This is a genomic window from Nocardia sp. NPDC051052, from assembly GCF_044456045.1.
GTDB lineage: Bacteria > Actinomycetota > Actinomycetes > Mycobacteriales > Mycobacteriaceae > Nocardia.
In genome coordinates, this window is the sequence record NZ_JBITFL010000004.1 from 697490 (window position 1) to 715948 (window position 18459).

The following is an 18459-nucleotide window of genomic DNA, read 5'->3' on the forward strand; positions in this document are numbered from 1 at the left end:
AGGCGTGCCGGACGGTGCTTCGGCGTGCGGAGGTGGCGTTGGCCTTGGGCTCGCTGTTCGATCCTGCAACGGGGAGCTTCGACGGTGTTGGCGCGATGCACGGTGCCGACCGGGTGCGGTCGCTGGTGTGCAAGGGCGCCGTCGCGGGCCTCGCGGAATTGGGGGCGGGCTCGTATTCGCCACGAGCGTGGGGCTTTTGGTCACAGTACGGCGGGCCGAGTGTCGTATTGGGCGCGGTAACAATGCGGGCGGGAGCGCTTCGTGCCGGGCCACGACGCTGCCCCGCCGCCTTGCGAACGATGTTTCGGCCGTTGTTCGAACTGGTCGGCATGCGCCCGGTGGCCGTGGCCGACGTGCGAGACTTCGCCGAACTGTCGGAGATGGCTAGCGGTTCTCCGGATCTCGGCTCAGTCGGTGACCTGATGGTCGCGGTACGCGATGGAGCACATGATCCCACCGAGTGGAAAGGCGAAGACTGCACCCGTCGATCGGTGTTTCGAATCCTTGCTCGCGCTGTTCAACTCGGATCACCTACCGCAACCGGATGGACGCGAATTTTTACCGATGTCCTCGCCTATGGTGACCTCATCGGTTCGGATCCGGTCTTCGCGAAGGAGATACGAGCGCAGGCATGGCGCGGTGTGTTGTTACGGCACCACTCGGTAGGTGCATGGCGACGGCTGTGGTCGTGCCTCGTCGACCGAGTTCTTGACGCGGACGACGGTCCGGTCTCCAAAGACGACTTGCACGAATGGATCCGCTCGTGCGTGAGTGGTTCATCCGTGCGGAAATTCATGGCGTCGTGTCCCGATACCGTCGACAGCGAAGGACAACCACAGGCCGCCGAGGATGAATTGCGTCGTTCTCTCGGGCCGGTCGAAGCGGATCTGGCGATACTGATGCTCGGGGCCAAACGAAACGAACAGTTACCCGGAGTTACTCGGGAAGCATTTCGCGGCGGCCGATCCGGGCGACAGTTCCTGGACCCCAACTGGATCGGATATCGGTGCGCTGAACATCTCGATCTGCCTCTTGCCGACTTCGCGTGCGCAATTGTCGACGACATGCTGGCTCAGTCCCGTCGGGTGGCGCTTCGCAAGATGACAGTCGACACGGCCGGTCGCATGGTGCTGTTCACGAAGCTGGAGGAGCGTGAGGGACGATATTTCGCTTCGGGGGCGGAGGGTTCTGGAAACGTCGGGCTGCGTATCGAACAACTCGGCACGTTGGCAACACAGTTGGGACTGTTCGACGAGTTGGGCAGCCGTAGGACCGTGACGGAGTTGGGTTGCGACCTGCTTGGCCTCCCGCGATGACCGAGATCGCCATCAGATTCCATTCGCCGCTGACGTTGCTGAGGCAATGGGGTGCGCGACCCGACGGGGCCCGCCTTCGCGAGGCTCTGGTTATGGGCTACACGCTCGATCTGGTGTTCTTCGAGCAGCGTTTCCTGCCGGCCGCGCGCGGTCTCGGCGCGCGGGTCACCGTATTGTCCGATGCCAACCAGGCGGTGCACGAGCCGGTCGACGTACGCAAGGCAGGCCGGTCGTATCAGCACGGAAACGTCGGCTGTACCGGAGCTTTTCACCCCAAGCTCGCTGTGTTTATCGGGGACGACGATATCTGGATTGCCATCGGATCGGGCAATCCCACAACCTCGGGCTGGGGGCACAACGCCGAGTTGTGGCTGGTGGCTCGGTCCGCCTCTCGCGCCCGTCCGGCAGCATTCGGTGACCTGGCCGGATGGCTCACGCAGCTGCCGGATGTGGTGTTCATGCCGAAGTGGATCGCGGACACCATCACCGAACTCGCCGCGCTGATCACACCGGCGGAAATCGATCAATCCGTCGCGCAACTGCGCATTCTCGGAAATATTAACCGGCCGATCGTCGAGCGATTGCCCACCGGTCCGGTCTCGTCGTTGGGTTTGAGCGCGCCGTTTTTCGATCCGGCCGCCGATGCGGTTCGTGCGCTCGTCGCGCGACTCGAACCCGACGAGATCACGATCGCGCTACAGGAGAAGTTGTCGCAGTTTTGCGGCGAAAGCCTTGTCGCCGCAACGTCATCGGTAGACCATGTCGAATTCCAGTTCATCGATGACCAACGCACTTACCACGGAAAGCTCGTCGAATGGACGGGTGACGCCGGGCGAACCGCAATGGTCGGCAGCGCCAACCTCAGTCGATCGGCGCTACTGCTGTCCACTCGCGAAGCCGGTAACTGTGAACTCGTCGCGCTCTTTCCCACGCCGGAATCTCTAGTGCCGGAGGGGGATACAGTAGGCCCCGACCAGATCCGCCGACGTTCGACGGTTCCCGCCGAACGGACGCGCAGGCAGCCGGTGCCGTTGACCATCTTGGGCGCGCGCCGCCTCGCGGACGGGATCGAAGTGGAGTTGGTCGCGCGACGTGGGGGCGCGATCACTATCGAGACTTCGCCGACTGGAGCGCCTGCGACATGGCTGCCACGACACGTCGTGGACGTCGACACCACCGGACCGATCTCCGCGTCATTTCCCGCCCTGGATACCGCAGGCGCCGCGGTACGCGCATGGCTGGACGACGGCAGCGCCCGGCATCTGTCGTCGGTGGTCTTTGTCACCGATATCGCTCGCTGCCAGCCGAATTCGATCGATCCGTCGGCACCTCGACTGATTCGTGACTACAACCTCGAGGAGGTCTTCATAGACCCGCAGTTAGCAGCCAGGTTCAACGCGGATCTGGCGCGCCTGATGAGCACGATCAGTGAATATCGTGCGACCGCACCCGCGCTGACGGGAGCGGCGAAAGCTACCGAGACGTTGCGCGACAGCGATAGATGGGGTGCGTGGCTTGAAGAGACGGAGCGCGTTTTGGGTCCGTCTCTCGCCGGACTGGTGTTTCCCGGCAGTGTGTCGCCGGCGCAGGCGGACACCGCGCAATGGACTGTCGACGCGCAGGCTCCACTCGACATCGCGGACGACGAAAACGAGGAGGACGTCGACCCGATAGCCGACGGGGTTTCGGTCAGCGGTGGTCGTGGCGCGATGGTCATCGACACCACGCAGCGCCAGTCATGGCGGAAGTGGGCTGCCAAACTACGCGGCCGCGTCACCACCACTCGGCCTCGGCCGCCGCTGGAACTGCGGATGGTGGTCACCCTGCTGCATCTCGATCTGCTCGCCGCGGGAGTCTGGGGGCCGGACGATGAGTGGCGCGCCGAGTTCGCCGACATCGTAAAGGCATTGCCGCCCAGCGAAACCGAGCTCGACAGCATCCCGGGTCGAGCCATCGATGCGATGTGTTCGCTGCTGGCAGTGTCGCTCGCGCTGCTGTTCCAAGATGCGCGCCTGCATGGCGGCACTGCCGATGACCTGCTCTTGCGATCTGTCTGGAACGAAGTGGGTGAATGGGCGGCGTACGCGGAGGACGAACTCGTCGCCGGGTATCTCATCAGCGCGAAACAAGGCTATTCGCGGGTAGCGACCGAGTCTGGTGTCGCCGCGGTGATCGCCCTCGCGCAAGAATCCGCGGACGGCCCGGAGGCGGAGATCCGCGCCGCGTTGGACGAGGAGGGGATCGCGGCGGAACACCATGATGGCGCATGGTTCGCGACCGTCGATGGTCAGTTGCTCAGGAGGGTTGCCGCGCGGATCGCGACGCTGGCAGGGGATCCGTGTGTCGCCGTCGCGTCCAATACGAGTGGGTTTTGCGTGGTGATCCAGAGTGGTCGGACGCTCGCCTTCGGGGAGTCGCGTGCCAAGCGATGGCGCGTCTTCGAGATGTCGGCAATCGGTACACCGCTCTCGGTCCTGGCCAATGCTGACGGCTTTCCCCCGACAAAGGCGCAATTTCCGTTGGATCCGCCGGCCGCGCCGATTGCGGCACTTGCCGATGCCGCGGGCGTGAACCTCGCTCAATTGCTGGCAGTGCTGCGATCAGCCGGATAGGTCCCTGATTGAGCAGGTGCTGACGGGTTACTCGACCAGGGACAGATGTTTTCCGGTCGAGTGAAAGGTGAGGTAGTCATGGCCGCCAAATTCGAGCTGTATACGGATAAGGCCGCTAAGACCCGGTGGCGACTGAAGGCGGCGAACGGCGAGGTCATCGCCGCCAGTCAGGCCTACGAGAGCAAGGCGGCGGCGAAGAACGGCATCGAGTCGGTGCAGAAGAACGCCCCCGTCGCCACGGTCGACGATCAGACCGGGTAGTCAGTCGGCGAAGATAACTTCGTTGCCGGCGATCGCCCAGCTGCCGCCCGCGCTGGTCACGCCCCGTAGTCCGTCGAGGACCTCAGGGCCCGCGAGCGCGGGGACCATCGGGTCGGCCAGCGCTGCGAACGCGAAGGTGCGGCGCGCGGACCAGCGGGTGGAGTGCACGAGGCGTCGGCTCAACTGAACGAAACCCTCGACCGCGGCGGCGATTACCCAGGCGTCGGGAGCGCCAGCGGTGAGGGTGCTGGCTTGGCGCAGCCAGGATGCGGCATCCTCGGGCCAGTCGACGACGGCCGACACGCGGTAGCCACGCTCCCGCCACGCCGAGGCAAATGCCTGCGCGGCAGCGGCGGAGTGGGGATCTCGGCTGTGTCCGATGCTGACGGTCGTGCCACTTCGAGCTTGTTGCCGCAACGTCACCATGAGGCGCTCGAGTTCGGCCTCGGTGTGCGGTGGGGGAGCCGGACGAGGAGGAAAGAGCCCTAGATTTCGTAGCCGCGGCGAGGGACGATCGGCGTCACCGCGGGAACGAAACGCGTGGTTTCCGGACAACTTCCGTTGCGTGCTCACGCCATGAAGACGCTGCCACCACACGATTCGTGAGATGTCGCGACCGGATTACGCGCCGCCGTCCACCAACGTGCTGGACATGACAGAACGCCGAGCAGACCCTCGAGCCGACGCGTCCGGTCGCCGACGAACGTGCGCGGGAGGGCACCATACGGGGCCCTCCCCAGCACTGCTGGACCAGCTCAGGAGGCCGGACCGAACCAGGTACCGAGCGATTCCGACAGTCCACTGCCGTCCTGACCGACCCACGCGGCGTAACCGTCCGGCCGAATGAGGATGGCGCCGGGCACCGCGATTTCGCCCACCCCGGGCACCGCCCACCGTTCCTGGCGACTACGGGCATCGACCACCTCCACCCGATCACGCCACCCGTCCCCCGGCGAAACCTGATTTCCATTGAGACGCAACAGCATCGGCCGACCGGACCGCAGCAGCTCGAAGACCCGAGTGTCGCCCTCGCCCGTGCTGAGATCACCGTCCGGCACCCGCCGTCCAGCCAGCGGATGATCCCCCTTGGTGTCATACCGGATATCGAGCGCGGTGATCATCAGCCCGAGCCGCTGCCGGACCACATCCATATCGATCAAATCGCCCATGATGTCCCGCAACGCCTCCACGCGCGCCCCCGGCCGCTGCAACGCGGTCTGCGCACGGGTGTTGTGCAGCACGCGAGCGCCCACCGGAAGCCGCTCCGACTCATAGGTATCGAGCACTTCGTCGGACCCGTTGCCACGCAGCGCGATTGCCAGTTTCCAGCCGAGATTGACCGCGTCCTGCACGCCGAGGTTCTGCCCCTGCCCACCCGCGGGGTAGTGGATGTGCGCGGCATCGCCGGCCAGGAACACGCGTCCGTTCCGGTACCGATCGGCCTGCCGTGCGGCGTCACCGTAGTGCGTCACCCATCGCGGGCTGTGCATGCCGAAATCGGTACCCGCGATCTCGAGGTAGTGCTTCCGGAAGTCCTCGAACGTCAGCGTCGAGCCGCGTGCCATCACGAGGTCGTGTCGCTGCACGACCAGCCGCCACCAGCCGGGCTCGAACTGCACCGCGGAGTAATCGCCTGCCCCGCGGCGCAGGCCGAAGAACGGTTCCGCGGGCGGATCGGTCAGTTCGACATCGGCCAGCATTCCGGTCGCGGTCGCGTCGGTCCCGCTGAAGCCGATGCCGGCCAGCTTGCGGACCGTGCTGCGGCCACCGTCGCAGCCGACCAGGTAGGCGGCGCGAATCCGGCGGGTCCCGTCCGGTCCGCTGACCTCGATGTCGATACCGGTCGCGTCCTGCTCGAACCCGACGACCGGCGATCCCCATCGCACCGGCGCACCCAATTCGGTTGCGCGCCGGTCTAGTTCGCGCTCGATCACGGACTGCAGCACGGCGAGCATGAACGGGTAGCGAGTGGGGAAGTCGCTGAAATCCAAGGGCAACGCACCGAAGTGTCCCGCCTGCATGACGCGGCCCTGGGGGAGTAGATCGTCGAGCAACCCGCGCTGATCGAAGATCTCCATGGTGCGCGCGTGGATGCCACCGGCACGTGATTCGCCGGTGCGCCGCGGCAGCCCGTCGAGCAGGATCACCTCGACCCCGGCGAGTCGCAATTCGGTCGCCAGCATCAGTCCAGTAGGCCCGCCACCTGCGATAACCACCTCGGTCGTCTCCATCACCCGCTCCTTAACAACGTTAAATCACTTAACGATGTTAAGTAGACAGCGAACGCTGTTAAGCTGTCAAGAGGTTCCCGACAGGAGGCGACTGTGAAGCTCGATACCCAGGTCATCGCCCAGGCGGCACTGGACCTGCTCGACGATGTCGGCCTCGCGGGTCTGACCATGCGCAAGGTGGCCGCCGCGCTCGACGTGCAGGCGCCCGCGCTCTACTGGCACGTCAAGAACAAGCGCGAACTGCTCGACGCGATGGCGCGGACCGTCTTCGTCGCGGCGGTTGAGGGCGTCGAGGCGCCGCGGCAGGGGCAGACCTGGCAGGAGTGGACGATCGGGCTCGCCACCCGGCTGCGTCGGTCGATGCTGCGCTACCGGGACGGCGCGAGTGTGCTCGCGGGCACCTACGTCAACGACGAAGCAATGTGGCGCACAGTGGAATTGACATTGCGCACGCTAGAAGACGCGGGCTTCGAACCCGTCGAGGCCGGCCGCGTGTTCCCGATCTTGTTGCACTACACGGTCGGCTTCGTCATCGAGGAACAGGCGCGCGGCGGAACGGAATACGACAGCAATCCCTACCGGCGCGATCACATCGAAAAGGTCATCGATACCGCCCGATACCCGCTGACGGCCACATTGGTGGACACCCTTTTCACCGCCGACTTCGACGCCGAGTTCGTCCACGGTCTGCGCGTCATTCTGGCCGGAGTCGTCGCTACCCGAGCGGGACAAGCGATCTGATTCGGCCACGACGGCGCTTGGCGCGGCGGTAGCCTCGAAAGGGGTTCCTACTCGATGATCCGAGAACCGCGATGCACGAAATGGCCATTACCCAGAGCGTCATCGACGCCGTGTGTGAGCATGCCGCCGGCCGGACCGTACACAGCGTCACCGTCGAGGTCGGTGCGTTATGTGCGGTGGTGCCCGACGCGATGCGATTCTGTTTCGAACTCGCCGCCGAGGGGACGGTCGCGGAAGGCGCGCGACTCGTCATTCAGCAAATACTCGGCACCGCCGAGTGTCGTTCTTGCGGCGCCGAATTCGGTCTGGCCGATCCGATTGTGCTGTGTCGTTGCGGGAGCGCTGACGTCGAGATCCTTTCCGGGCGCGACCTCCGCATCCGGTCGATGGAAGTGAGCGAAGCATGTGCGCAACCTGTGGATGTGGCGACGACGCGGCAGCCGTGATCCGCGTCCCGCACGAACACCACCAGCACGGCGATCATGAGCACGACCACGAACACGGCCATGATCATCAGCACGGTCCGGGCGCCGACCATGTGCACCTACCGCGCACCGAGACGGTGAGCCTGGAACTGAAGGTCCTGGCCAAGAACGATCAACTGGCACAACGCAATCGGGAGTGGCTGGCGAAACGCGACATCCTCGCGCTCAACATGATGAGCTCGCCTGGCGCGGGCAAGACCACGCTGCTCGAACGGACCATCCGCGAGCTCGGCGAGCTGCCGGTGGCGGTCATCGAGGGCGACCAGGCGACGCTGCTCGATGCCGAGCGCATTCAAGCGACCGGCTGCAAAGTCGTGCAGATCAACACCGGCGCCGGTTGCCATTTGGACGCCGAGATGATGCAGCGTGCGCTGGAAACCCTGGACCCCGCGCGCGGCACTCTATTGTTCATCGAAAATGTCGGAAATCTGGTGTGCCCGGCGCTCTTCGATCTCGGCGAGCGCAGCAAGGTCGTGGTTATCTCGGTGACCGAGGGCACCGACAAACCGCTGAAGTATCCGCACATGTTCGCCGCCGCCGAGTTGGTGCTGATCAACAAGATCGATCTGCTGCCCTATGTCGACTTCGATCTGGACAAGTGCGGCGAGTTTGCCAGGGCGGTGAATCCCGGTGTCGAGATCCTCCCGCTGTCGGTAACCACAGGTCACGGCGTAGATCGTTGGTACTCATGGCTTTTGGAGCAACGACGTCCTCTCAAAACTGTCGCCCTTGAGGATGCTGTCGAGCTGAGCTTAGAATAACGTGATCAGGATCACATTCGGTTGATGCGTCTTCAAGCCCAGCGAGACGCAAACCCGATGATCCGCTGTGGAAGGTGGCAGCTAGATGCCAACTCAGGAAGCAGTGCGCGCCGAAGAGACTCTGATCCATGTGCTCTGGATCAACGCGGGCCTCAGTTGCGATGGTGACTCGGTAGCGCTAACCGCCGCCACCCAGCCAAGTATCGAAGAGATCGCCTTGGGCGCCCTACCCGGGCTACCCAAAATCGCGGTGCATTGGCCGCTGATCGATTTCGAGTGCGGCCCGAACGGTGGGGCCGACGACTTCCTGGAGTGGTTTTTCAAAGCCGACAGAGGCGAATTGGAACCCTTTGTGCTGGTCGTGGAGGGTTCGATACCTAACGAAAAGCTGCACGACGAAGGCTATTGGTGTGGTTTCGGCAATAACCCCGCGACGGGCCAGCCGATGACCACCAGCGAGTGGCTGGACCGGCTGGCGCCGAAAGCGACCGCGATAGTCGCGGTCGGTACCTGCGCCACCTACGGCGGCATCCACGCAATGGCGGGCAACCCGACCGGCGCCATGGGTGTGCCCGACTACCTCGGCTGGGACTGGACGAGCAAGGCGGGCATTCCGATTGTCTGCGTGCCGGGCTGCCCGATTCAGCCGGACAATCTGTCGGAGACGCTCACCTATCTGCTCTACATGGCCACCGGTCAGGCGCCGATGATCCCGCTCGACGAGGCGCTGCGACCCAAGTGGTTGTTCGGTGCGACCGTGCACGAAGGATGCGATCGCGCAGGCTATTACGAGCAGGGCGATTTCGCGACCGAATACGGCTCGCCGAAATGCATTGTCAAACTGGGCTGTTGGGGCCCGGTCGTCAAATGCAATGTGCCCAAACGCGGTTGGATCAATGGCGTCGGTGGCTGCCCGAACGTGGGCGGCATCTGCATCGGCTGCACCATGCCCGGCTTCCCCGACAAATTCATGCCGTTCATGGACGAACCACCCGGCGGGAAGCTCTCCTCCGCCGCATCCGGACTCTACGGATCGATGATCCGCAGCCTCCGACACATCACCGGCCGCACGGTCGACAAAGAGCCGCGCTGGCGGCACAAGGGCGAGAAGCTGACAACTGGCGCGACTCGCACCTGGTAGGAGGATCTTCGATGACTGCCATTGTCCCCGAGCCGTCGCATAAGAAGATCGAACCCAACAGCCTCGTCGAGATGGCCTGGGATCCGATCACGCGCATTGTCGGCAGCCTGGGTATCTATACCAAGATCGATTTCGAGAACCGGGAAGTGGTTGAGTGCCATAGCACTTCGTCCATCTTCCGCGGCTACTCCATCTTCATGAAGGGCAAGGACCCGCGCGACGCGCATTTCATCACCAGCCGCATCTGTGGCATCTGCGGCGACAATCACGCCACCTGCTCGTGCTACTGCCAGAACATGGCGTACGGGGTGAAGCCCCCGGCTCTCGGTGAGTGGATCGTCAATCTCGGCGAGGCCGCCGAGTACATGTTCGACCACAACATCTTCCAGGAGAATCTGGTCGGCGTCGATTTCTGCGAAAAGATGGTCGCCGAAACCAATCCCGCCGTGCTGGCCATGGCGGAGAAGACGCTCTCGCCGCACTCCAACGAGCACGGCTACCGGACCATCGCCGACATCATGCGGGCGCTCAACCCGTTCACCGGCGAGTTCTATCGGGAAGCCTTGCAGGTCAGCCGATATACGCGCGAGATGTTCTGCCTGATGGAAGGCAGGCATGTGCATCCGTCGACGCTGTATCCCGGTGGCGTCGGCACCGTCGCGACCATTCAGCTGATGACCGACTACATGTCCCGGTTGATGCGCTACGTCGAGTTCATGAAGAAGGTCGTGCCGATGCACGACGACCTGTTCGACTTCTTCTACGAGGCGCTGCCCGGCTACGAACAGGTCGGCCTGCGCCGCACCTTGCTCGGCTGCTGGGGATCGTTCCAAGATCCCGACGTCTGCAACTTCAACTACCAGGACATGGCGGAGTGGGGCCGCAAGATGTTCGTGACCCCCGGCGTCGTCGTCGACGGCAAGCTGGTCACCACCTCGCTGGTCGATATCAACCTCGGCATCCGAATCCTTTTGGGCAGTTCGTATTACGACGACTGGACCGATCAGGAGATGTTCGTCAAGTCCGATCCGCTCGGCAACCCGGTGGACCGGCGCCACCCATGGAACCAGCACACCAATCCCCGGCCGCAGAAGCGCGACATGGACGACAAGTACAGCTGGGTCATGTCACCGCGCTGGTACGACGGCAAGGACCATCTCGCGTTGGATACCGGCGGCGGCCCGCTGGCCCGCCTGTGGTCGACGGCGCTGGCCCGGCTGGTCGACATCGGCTACGTGAAGTCGACCGGGCACAGCGTGCAGATCAACCTGCCGAAGACCGCGCTGAAGGGCCCGGTCAGCTTCGAATGGCAGGTTCCGGTGCACGGCAGCAACACGATCGAACGCAACCGGGCGCGCACCTACTTCCAGGCCTACGCCGCCGCGTGTGCGCTGCACTTCGCGGAGAAGGCCCTCGAAGAGATCCGGGCAGGCCACACCAAGACCTGGGAGAAGTTCGAGGTGCCCGACGAGGGCATCGGCTGCGGCTTCACCGAGGCGGTGCGCGGCGTGCTGTCGCATCACATGGTGATCCGGGACGGCAAGATCGCGAACTATCACCCGTACCCGCCGACGCCGTGGAACGCCAACCCACGCGACAGCTACGGCACGCCGGGCCCGTACGAGGACGCGGTGCAGGGTCAGCCGATCTTCGAGGAGAACGACCGCGAGCACTTCAAGGGCATCGACATCATGCGCACCGTGCGCAGCTTCGATCCCTGCCTGCCCTGCGGCGTGCACATGTATCTCGGCAACGGCAAGACGCTGGAGAAACTGCACTCGCCGACGCAAACGCTGACCGCGGAGTGAGGCCCGGTCGAGCGGAAGGTCGCAGAGATGACAGTGGACGATCGCCCGGGAGACCAGCCAGACACCGCGCTCGATGACACTGCGCTCGATAACGAGACACGGTGGCGCACAGCGGGTGAACGGATCGAGACCCTGCTGGACGCGAGTTCGGCGGGCGGGGCCATGGCCCGTGAGCGCGCCGAGAACCTGGTGCGGGAAATCGCGGATCTGTACGGCGCGGGGTTGCAGCGGGTGCTGCGGCTGCTCGGCAACGACACCGACACGATCGATCGGCTCGTCCGTGACGAACTGGTGGCCAGTCTGCTGCTGGTGCACGGACTGCACCCGCACGATGTGCACACCAGGGTGCGGACGGCGCTCGACACCGTGCGGCCCTACCTCGGGTCGCACGGTGGGGACGTGGCGCTGCTCGGCGTCGCCGACGGTGTGGTTCGGCTCGAACTGTCCGGCAGCTGCAAGACCTGTCCGTCGTCGTCGGTGACGTTGGAGCTGGCGGTCGAGGACGCGGTGCGGGCCGCCGCGCCAGAGATCGTGTCCATCGAGGTGGCCGAGGCACAGACGGCGGCAGGTCTGATTTCTGCCGACTCGCTGTTCTCGCGGGTGCACGCCAACGGTCAGCAGCCCGCCGGAAACTGGGTCGCGGTACCGGAACTCGCGGAACTGAAGCCGGGCGAGGTGGGCGGGTTCGCGATCGCCGGGCTGATCGTGCTGGCCTGCCGGGTGGGCGACACCCTGTTCGCCTACCGGGATCACTGCCCGGCCTGCGACAGCTCGCTGGCCGGTGCCGCGCTGCATCGACGGGTCGGCTATCCGGTCGGCGACGCGGTGCTGCGCTGTCCGAACTGCCTCGCGCATTTCGACGCGGTGCGGGCCGGCGCGCGGGTGGACGGCGAGGGTCACCTCGAACCGCTGCCCGTGCTGGTCCGTTCCGGTGAACTGTCGGTGGCCGTGCCGGCGGGGGTGAGCGGGTGACCTCACCGTTTCGCGCCTTACAGCGGATCACCGCCGACCGCCCGCCCGCGGCGCCGGTCGGCGAGCGATGCGAGATGTGCGCCGAGCCGATCTCCGATGAACACCAGCATGTGGTGAACGTCGAAGGCAGACAGTTGATGTGCACCTGTCGCGGGTGCTATCTGCTGTTCACCGATCAGGGCGCGCGGTTGCGCTACCGCGCGGTGCCGGACCGGTATCTGCACTTCCCGGAGTTCACCATCAGTCAGGGGGAGTGGGACGGGCTGGAAATCCCGGTGGGACTTGCCTTCTTCTTCCGCAACTCCGCCCTCGACCGGACCGTCGCGTTCTATCCGGGGCCTGCCGGAGCCACCGAATCCGAACTGCCGCTCGCCGAATGGCAGGTGGTGCTGGATCGGTATCCCGAATTGGCCGTGCTGGCACCGGATGTCGAGGCGCTGCTCATCCGGGTTCCCGAACGTGGCACCGGCGAGGCCGTGTGCCTGCTGCTGCCGATCGACACCTGTTACGAGTTCGTCGGCCGAATGCGCACGCTGTGGCGTGGATTCGACGGCGGCCAGGATGTGCACGACTACCTCGACGAGTTCTTCGCCGCGGTGTCCGCCCGCGCGAAACCGGCCAGGCCGGGCGGCGCGTGATGAGCCCGGTCAACTCGATGACCTTCGCGGTACTCGACGTGCAGCCGGAACCCTTTGCCGCCGCGCCGAATCTGTCCGCGCGCATCGGGATCGCCTCGCTCGCCGACGAACCCGTGCACGCGATCGCGTTACGCGCGCAGGTGCGCATCGAACCGCACCGCCGCCGCTACTCCGAGGAGGAGGGCGCCGGCCTGGCCGATCTGTTCGGCCCGAGGGAACGCTGGCGCGACACCCAGCGAACCTTTCTCTGGATGCACTGTGCCACCATGATTCGCGGCTTCCACGGCGGGTCCGAGGTGGATCTGCCGATGCCGGTCACCTACGACTTCGAGGTGACCGGGTCCAAGTATCTGCACGCGCTGCACGAGGGCAGTGTGCCGTTGATCTTTCTGTTCAGCGGCACGGTATTCCTCAAAGGGACAACGGGTTTCGGCATTCAGCAGATCCCGTGGGATCGCGAGGACAAGTTCGACATGCCGGTCTCGGTCTGGCGTGACGTGATGGCCGCGCACTACCCGAACTCCGGCTGGCTGCGACTGAGCAGAGAGACGCTGGACGCGCTCGCCACCTACAAGTCCGCCCACGGACTGCTCGGCTTCGACGACGCGGTGACTCAGTTGCTGGCGCGTCGCGCGGAAGATGCCCCGTCGACCGGCGAGGCGCAGTGATGACCGCCGAGACCAGGGCCAGAGCGCGTGCCGTCGCCGACGCGGTGCTGTATGAGGGATATCTGCTGTATCCCTATCGGGCGAGTTCGCGAAAGAATCAGTCGCGCTGGCAGTTCGGCGTGCTCGGTCCTGTGGGTGCCGCCGCGGCCGGGCTCGGCGAAGAGTCGAGCATGTCGGCGCAATGCCTGGTCGACACCACCGCCGACACGGCGATCACGCTGACGGTCCGATTCCTGCAACTGCAGCGGCGGGCGGTCGAGGATCGGGACGGGGCGCGGCTCGCGGAGTTGACGGTGGGCTCGCATTCGTGGATCACCTGGGACGAGGCCGTCGAACGCGAATTCGTGGTCGGCCCACTGCCGCTCGCCGCAGGGACCTGGCCGGTGCGGGTGCCGGGTGGGACCGACATCGAAGACATCACCAACGCGACAGGCAAGGTCGCCGGGCGATTGGTGCGCACTCGCCTCGCGCTGGACGCGGAACTCGAGCTCTCCGTCGATCAGGTCGCGGGCTACGCACGGCTTTCGGTGCTGGCTCGCAATGCCGGGGCGGCCGTGACGGATCAGCGCGACGCCATCGCCCGCTCGCTGATCGGCGCGCACGTCATCGCTGAAGTCTCTGACGGACAGTTTCTTTCGCTGCTCGAGCCGCCGGATGACGCGGCCGATGCCGCCGCCCGCTGTGTGCGGGACCGTTGGTTCCCGGTGCTCGCCGGGCCACCCGGTGACCAGAGCCTGCTGCTGATCACGCCGATCATCCTCTACGACCATCCGGAGATCGCCGAACAGAGCGACGGTCCGCTGTTCGACTCCACCGAGATCGACGAGATCCTCACGCTGCGCGTAATGACGATGACCGACGACGAGAAGGCGCAGGCCCGCGCCACCGATCCGCGTGCCGCCCAGATCATCGACCGCTGTGACGCCATGACGCCGGAGTCGATGCAGCAGCTACACGGGGTACTGCGCGACCCGCATCTAGGGCAGCCACACCTGATTCCGGAAATCCCCGAGGGCGTCGACTGGTGGGATCCACTGGCCGACAACGCCGTACGACCCGAATCCGACGCGGTATCGATCGCGGGCGTGCGGGTGCGCAAGGGCAGCAAGGTGCGGCTGCACCCCTCCCGGCGGGCCGATGCGCAAGACCTGTTCTTCGACGGCAAGATCGCCCGCGTCACCTCGGTGCACGAAGACGTCGACGGCCACGCCCACGTCGGCGTCGTCATCGACGACGACCCGGCGGCGGATCTGCACGAATGGTACGGCCGCTACCTGTATTTCGCGCCGGACGAGATCGAACCACTCACCAGCCCCGAAAAGTAAGGAAGGTCCGATATGGAGATCGTCGGAATTATTGCGACCGCGGTCGTCGCGGTGATCGTCCTCGCAGCCGCCTATGTCGGCGTGCGATCGATCCCGGATTTGCGGCGGTACTTGAAGATTCGGCACATGTAGCACTGAGGAGATGTCATGACCGACCCTGATCAGCGCGAGGAACCCCAGTCGGAGCGGGGCGAGCCGGGCTCGCGAGATACCGGTGCCGATACGGTGGCCGGGCATCCGGATCGTCCGGCGGGCGACATCGGACACGAAGAGACGACCTCCGCCGAAGGCACCGAGTCCGAGCGGACCGCCGAATTCACCAATGAAACCGCCGGTTCCGACGCCGAGCCCGCGGTGCCGCCGTACGAGGGCCGCAAAGACGAAGCGCACGACCCGAACGAGACCGCCACCGGCGAGGTCGGCGGCGCGGAAGTCGGCGGGGCCACCGCGCCGACCGAGGATCAGGGGTGATCTGACGACGACAGTGCTGGTCGCGGGGATCGGCAACATCTTCCTCGGCGACGACGGATTCGGGCCAGAGGTGGTGCGGCGCTTGCCGCCCCACGCCGACCCGGCGGTGCGCGTGGTCGACTACGGCATCCGCGGCATGCACCTGGCTTACGACCTACTCGACGGATGGGACGCGCTGGTGCTGATCGACGCGGTGCCGAATCGCGGTGCGCCGGGCCGCGTTCAGGTGCTCCAGGCCGAACCGGACAACGACGGCGCCGCGAACCTCGACGCGCACGCGATGAATCCGGCGGCGGTGTTCGCCAGCGTTCGCGCGCTCGGCGGCACCCTACCGCCGACCTATGTGATCGGCTGCCAGATCGAATCGGTGGACGAGGGCATGGGCCTGTCCGAACCTGTTGCCGCCGCAGTGGATATGGCGGTCGCAGCGGTAGCCGAAGTCCTCGCGGATCTGTCGCCACTCGATGACCCACCCACGCCCACCGCAGCTCGACAGGAGGAATGACCGATGTGCCTTGGCATTCCCGGCCGCGTCGTCGAAATCCTCGACGGCTACCACAATCAGATCGCGCTGATCGATGTCCAGGGCGAGAAGCGCAAGGTGAATATCGGTCTGCTGGAAGACGACCCGGCGCGGCCCGGCGACTGGGTGATCATCCACATGGGCTTCGTCGTGGAGAAGACCGACGAGGCCGGCGCGGCATCGGCGCTGGCGGGGCTGCGCATGCTCGGAAGCGGTGAGGAACCATGACCGGGCACCGGTCCCGGCGCCGAGTGGTGGCGCGTGGCGTGGTGCAGGGGGTCGGTTTCCGGCCCTTCGTCTACACCACCGCCGCGGAACTGGCGCTGTCCGGGCGCGTGTCGAACGACAGCTCCGGCGTGATCATCGAAATCGAAGGCGCGCCGGCCGATCTGGACGAATTCGTGCGACGCGTCCGGGACAGTCCGCCACCGCTCGCGGTGGTCGAATCCGTTGAGCAGCAGACTATCCCGCTGCGCGGCGGCACCGGTTTCCATATCGCCGACACCACCCGCGACGGTGCGGGCCGCACCCTGGCCTCGCCCGACGTCGCGCTCTGCGCTGACTGCGCCCGCGAACTCGCCGACCCCGCGAACCGCCGCCACCGCCACCCCTTCATCAACTGCACCAACTGCGGCCCCCGCTTCACCATCATCGCGACCCTGCCCTACGACCGCCCGCAGACTTCGATGGCCGGCTTCCCGATGTGCGCCGACTGCGCCCGCGAATACGCCGACCCCGCCGACCGCCGCTTCCACGCCCAGCCGATCGCCTGCCCCCACTGCGGCCCCACCCTCGCCTATACGGGCACCGGCGACCCACTCATCGCCGCCCGAAACCTGTTGCGTGACGGCGGCATCCTCGCCGTCAAAGGCATCGGCGGCTACCACTTGGCCTGCGACGCCACCAACGAATCCGCAGTCGCCGAACTCCGCAAGCGAAAGCGCCGAGGCGACAAGCCTTTCGCGGTCATGGTGCCCGACCTGGACACCGCCCGCTCGATTGTCGAGGTCGATCCCGCGGCCGCCGCGTTACTGATGAGCCCGGCGCGACCGATCGTGCTGCTGGCCCCCCTCGACGCAGCCGGACCCGCGGCCTCGGTGGCTCCCCGCAATCCTGACCTTGGCGTCATGATCGCCTACGCCCCGTTGCACCTGTTGCTGTTCGGGTTGCCCGGTGATCCGCCCGGCCCGCAGGTGCTGGTCATGACGTCGGGCAATCTCGGCGGTGAGCCGATCTGCTACGACGACACCGATGCGCGCACTCGCCTGACCGGACTCGCGGACGGTTGGCTGTCGCACAATCGGCGCATCCTCGTTCCGTGCGATGACTCGGTGGTCCGGCTGGTCGATGGCCTCGAATTGCCCGTGCGCCGCTCTCGTGGCTACGCACCGCTGCCCCTGGCACTGCCCGTCCCGATGCCGCCGACGCTGGCAGTGGGCGCGGATCTGAAGAACACCTGCGCGGTGGCGGAGGGGCGATACGCGTGGCTCAGTCAGCACATCGGCGACATGGACGACCTCGCCACGCTGCGGGCCTTCGACGACGCCGAGCACCACCTCGAACAGCTCACCGGCGTACATCCGGTCCAACTCGTCGCCGACGCGCACCCGCGCTATCGCTCCACCGCCTGGGCACAGCGCAATGCGGGCGACCGACCGGTGCGCCTGGTGCAGCACCATCACGCACACATTGCCTCGGTCATGGGTGAGCACGGATTGGGCGCGGCGGCAACGGTTCTCGGTATCGCCTTCGACGGCACCGGATTCGGCCCGGACGGCGCGGTGTGGGGCGGTGAGGTGCTCTTGGCCGGCTACAAGGGTTTCCTGCGGCTGGCCCACCTGAAGTACGCGCCATTGGCGGGCGGTGACGTGAGCGTGCACCGGCCGTATCGAATGGCGCTGGCCCACCTGTGGGCGGCAGGCATCGAGTGGTCGGAGTCGATCCCGTCGGTCCGCGCCTGCCCCGCCGGCGAACGTGCCGTGCTGGCACATCAATTCGAGACCGGCCTCGGCTGCGTGCCGACCTCCAGCATGGGCAGATTGTTCGACGCGGTGTCGTCACTGGCCGGCGTCCGGCACGTGGTTGACTACGAGGCGCAGGCGGCCATCGAGCTCGAGGGACTGGCCCGCGGCGTTCCGATCGACGCGGGATACCGGTTCGCGGTGGACGCCCAGCGCGGCGACGAAACCGCCCCCGCACTACTCGACCCGGCGCCCGTCCTCGCGGCGATAGTGGCGGACGCGGCGAACGGTGTCTCGGCCGCCGCGATCGGCGCGCGTTTCCACGACGCCGTGGCGCACCTGATTCTCCAACTGGCGGTGGCCTATTCGGCACCGTCGATCCCTGTCGCCCTCTCCGGCGGCGTCTTCCAGAATGCCCTCCTGCTGGCGCGATCCCGCGCCCTGTTGCAGGACAACGGCTTTCACGTCATCTCCCATCGCAGGCTGCCGCCCAACGACGGCGGACTCGCGTTCGGGCAACTACTCGCCGTCAGCGCGGGATGAGG

The 18459-nt window shown here is 65.9% G+C and carries 19 protein-coding genes; 17 read left to right on the forward strand and 2 right to left on the reverse strand.

Annotated elements, in window-relative coordinates; genetic code table 11:
* Nucleotides 1-311 precede the first annotated feature (311 nt).
* The 3 genes from ACIBCN_RS17300 to ACIBCN_RS17310 all read left to right on the forward strand — a co-directional run bounded on the left by ACIBCN_RS17300 (nt 312) and on the right by ACIBCN_RS17310 (nt 4189).
* Complete coding sequence (locus ACIBCN_RS17300; RefSeq protein WP_396992517.1) at nt 312-1316, forward strand: hypothetical protein; 1005 nt, start codon at nt 312-314, stop codon at nt 1314-1316.
* Nucleotides 1313-3928, forward strand: coding sequence for a hypothetical protein (locus ACIBCN_RS17305; protein ID WP_396992518.1), 2616 nt, complete (start codon nt 1313-1315; stop codon nt 3926-3928). Before ACIBCN_RS17300 ends, ACIBCN_RS17305 begins: the two co-directional genes overlap by 4 nt.
* Nucleotides 3929-4006: 78 nt before the next feature.
* Nucleotides 4007-4189, forward strand: coding sequence for a YegP family protein (locus ACIBCN_RS17310; RefSeq protein ID WP_396992519.1), 183 nt, complete (start codon nt 4007-4009; stop codon nt 4187-4189).
* Here ACIBCN_RS17310 and ACIBCN_RS17315 read toward each other — a convergent pair whose 3' ends face one another.
* Both ACIBCN_RS17315 and ACIBCN_RS17320 read right to left on the reverse strand, forming a co-directional pair.
* The gene (locus ACIBCN_RS17315) at nt 4190-4492 is read right to left on the reverse strand and encodes a hypothetical protein (protein ID WP_396992520.1); all 303 of its coding nucleotides are present in this window, start codon (nt 4490-4492) and stop codon (nt 4190-4192) included.
* Nucleotides 4493-4944: 452 nt separating this feature from the next.
* Nucleotides 4945-6420 carry an FAD-dependent monooxygenase gene (locus ACIBCN_RS17320; RefSeq protein ID WP_396992521.1) on the reverse strand — a complete coding sequence of 492 codons (1476 nt, stop codon included), beginning with the start codon at nt 6418-6420 and terminating at the stop codon, nt 4945-4947.
* Between the two features lie 93 nt (nt 6421-6513).
* Between ACIBCN_RS17320 and ACIBCN_RS17325 the strand changes: the two genes are divergently transcribed.
* From ACIBCN_RS17325 to hypF, 14 genes are all read left to right on the forward strand, one after another.
* Nucleotides 6514-7161 carry a TetR/AcrR family transcriptional regulator C-terminal domain-containing protein gene (locus ACIBCN_RS17325; protein ID WP_396992522.1) on the forward strand — a complete coding sequence of 216 codons (648 nt, stop codon included), beginning with the start codon at nt 6514-6516 and terminating at the stop codon, nt 7159-7161.
* 71 nt (nt 7162-7232) lie between these two features.
* A complete protein-coding gene (locus ACIBCN_RS17330) occupies nt 7233-7607 on the forward strand; it encodes a hydrogenase maturation nickel metallochaperone HypA (RefSeq protein ID WP_396992523.1) in 375 nt (124 codons plus the stop codon).
* A complete protein-coding gene (gene hypB / locus ACIBCN_RS17335) occupies nt 7565-8407 on the forward strand; it encodes a hydrogenase nickel incorporation protein HypB (RefSeq protein ID WP_396992524.1) in 843 nt (280 codons plus the stop codon). Before ACIBCN_RS17330 ends, hypB begins: the two co-directional genes overlap by 43 nt.
* An 85-nt stretch (nt 8408-8492) precedes the next feature.
* The gene (locus tag ACIBCN_RS17340) at nt 8493-9548 is read left to right on the forward strand and encodes a hydrogenase expression protein HypE (RefSeq protein WP_396992525.1); all 1056 of its coding nucleotides are present in this window, start codon (nt 8493-8495) and stop codon (nt 9546-9548) included.
* Nucleotides 9549-9559: 11 nt separating this feature from the next.
* Nucleotides 9560-11356, forward strand: coding sequence for a nickel-dependent hydrogenase large subunit (locus ACIBCN_RS17345; protein ID WP_396992526.1), 1797 nt, complete (start codon nt 9560-9562; stop codon nt 11354-11356).
* 162 nt (nt 11357-11518) lie between these two features.
* Nucleotides 11519-12328 carry a NifU family protein gene (locus tag ACIBCN_RS17350; RefSeq protein WP_396992604.1) on the forward strand — a complete coding sequence of 270 codons (810 nt, stop codon included), beginning with the start codon at nt 11519-11521 and terminating at the stop codon, nt 12326-12328.
* Complete coding sequence (locus ACIBCN_RS17355) at nt 12325-12966, forward strand: DUF5947 family protein (RefSeq protein WP_396992527.1); 642 nt, start codon at nt 12325-12327, stop codon at nt 12964-12966. The genes ACIBCN_RS17350 and ACIBCN_RS17355 overlap by 4 nt, the downstream gene beginning before the upstream one ends.
* The gene (locus ACIBCN_RS17360) at nt 12966-13634 is read left to right on the forward strand and encodes a DUF6084 family protein (protein ID WP_396992528.1); all 669 of its coding nucleotides are present in this window, start codon (nt 12966-12968) and stop codon (nt 13632-13634) included. The genes ACIBCN_RS17355 and ACIBCN_RS17360 overlap by 1 nt, the downstream gene beginning before the upstream one ends.
* The gene (locus ACIBCN_RS17365; RefSeq protein WP_396992529.1) at nt 13634-14959 is read left to right on the forward strand and encodes a hypothetical protein; all 1326 of its coding nucleotides are present in this window, start codon (nt 13634-13636) and stop codon (nt 14957-14959) included. The genes ACIBCN_RS17360 and ACIBCN_RS17365 overlap by 1 nt, the downstream gene beginning before the upstream one ends.
* A 12-nt stretch (nt 14960-14971) precedes the next feature.
* Nucleotides 14972-15091, forward strand: coding sequence for a DUF6893 family small protein (locus ACIBCN_RS17370; protein ID WP_396992530.1), 120 nt, complete (start codon nt 14972-14974; stop codon nt 15089-15091).
* A gap of 15 nt (nt 15092-15106) precedes the next feature.
* On the forward strand, nt 15107-15430 hold the full coding sequence (locus tag ACIBCN_RS17375; protein WP_396992531.1) for a hypothetical protein: 324 nt from the start codon (nt 15107-15109) through the stop codon (nt 15428-15430).
* A 1-nt stretch (nt 15431) separates the two neighbouring features.
* A complete protein-coding gene (locus ACIBCN_RS17380) occupies nt 15432-15935 on the forward strand; it encodes a hydrogenase maturation protease (protein WP_396992605.1) in 504 nt (167 codons plus the stop codon).
* A gap of 3 nt (nt 15936-15938) precedes the next feature.
* A complete protein-coding gene (locus ACIBCN_RS17385) occupies nt 15939-16181 on the forward strand; it encodes a HypC/HybG/HupF family hydrogenase formation chaperone (RefSeq protein WP_396992532.1) in 243 nt (80 codons plus the stop codon).
* Entirely contained in the window at nt 16178-18457 is a 2280-nt protein-coding gene (gene hypF / locus ACIBCN_RS17390) for a carbamoyltransferase HypF (RefSeq protein ID WP_396992533.1), read from the forward strand. The genes ACIBCN_RS17385 and hypF overlap by 4 nt, the downstream gene beginning before the upstream one ends.
* Nucleotides 18458-18459 lie beyond the last annotated feature (2 nt).

Coding starts and splice junctions, on each gene's coding strand:
- ACIBCN_RS17350 (WP_396992604.1), top strand. CDS start 11,519: ATGGCCCGTGAGCGCGCCGAGAACCTGGTGCGGGAAATCGCGGATCTG.
- hypF (WP_396992533.1), top strand. CDS start 16,178: ATGACCGGGCACCGGTCCCGGCGCCGAGTGGTGGCGCGTGGCGTGGTG.
- ACIBCN_RS17365 (WP_396992529.1), top strand. CDS start 13,634: ATGACCGCCGAGACCAGGGCCAGAGCGCGTGCCGTCGCCGACGCGGTG.
- ACIBCN_RS17310 (WP_396992519.1), top strand. CDS start 4,007: ATGGCCGCCAAATTCGAGCTGTATACGGATAAGGCCGCTAAGACCCGG.
- ACIBCN_RS17360 (WP_396992528.1), top strand. CDS start 12,966: ATGAGCCCGGTCAACTCGATGACCTTCGCGGTACTCGACGTGCAGCCG.
- ACIBCN_RS17370 (WP_396992530.1), top strand. CDS start 14,972: ATGGAGATCGTCGGAATTATTGCGACCGCGGTCGTCGCGGTGATCGTC.
- ACIBCN_RS17305 (WP_396992518.1), top strand. CDS start 1,313: ATGACCGAGATCGCCATCAGATTCCATTCGCCGCTGACGTTGCTGAGG.
- ACIBCN_RS17320 (WP_396992521.1), bottom strand. CDS start 6,420: ATGGAGACGACCGAGGTGGTTATCGCAGGTGGCGGGCCTACTGGACTG.
- ACIBCN_RS17385 (WP_396992532.1), top strand. CDS start 15,939: ATGTGCCTTGGCATTCCCGGCCGCGTCGTCGAAATCCTCGACGGCTAC.
- ACIBCN_RS17340 (WP_396992525.1), top strand. CDS start 8,493: ATGCCAACTCAGGAAGCAGTGCGCGCCGAAGAGACTCTGATCCATGTG.
- ACIBCN_RS17375 (WP_396992531.1), top strand. CDS start 15,107: ATGACCGACCCTGATCAGCGCGAGGAACCCCAGTCGGAGCGGGGCGAG.
- ACIBCN_RS17345 (WP_396992526.1), top strand. CDS start 9,560: ATGACTGCCATTGTCCCCGAGCCGTCGCATAAGAAGATCGAACCCAAC.
- ACIBCN_RS17330 (WP_396992523.1), top strand. CDS start 7,233: ATGCACGAAATGGCCATTACCCAGAGCGTCATCGACGCCGTGTGTGAG.
- hypB (WP_396992524.1), top strand. CDS start 7,565: ATGTGCGCAACCTGTGGATGTGGCGACGACGCGGCAGCCGTGATCCGC.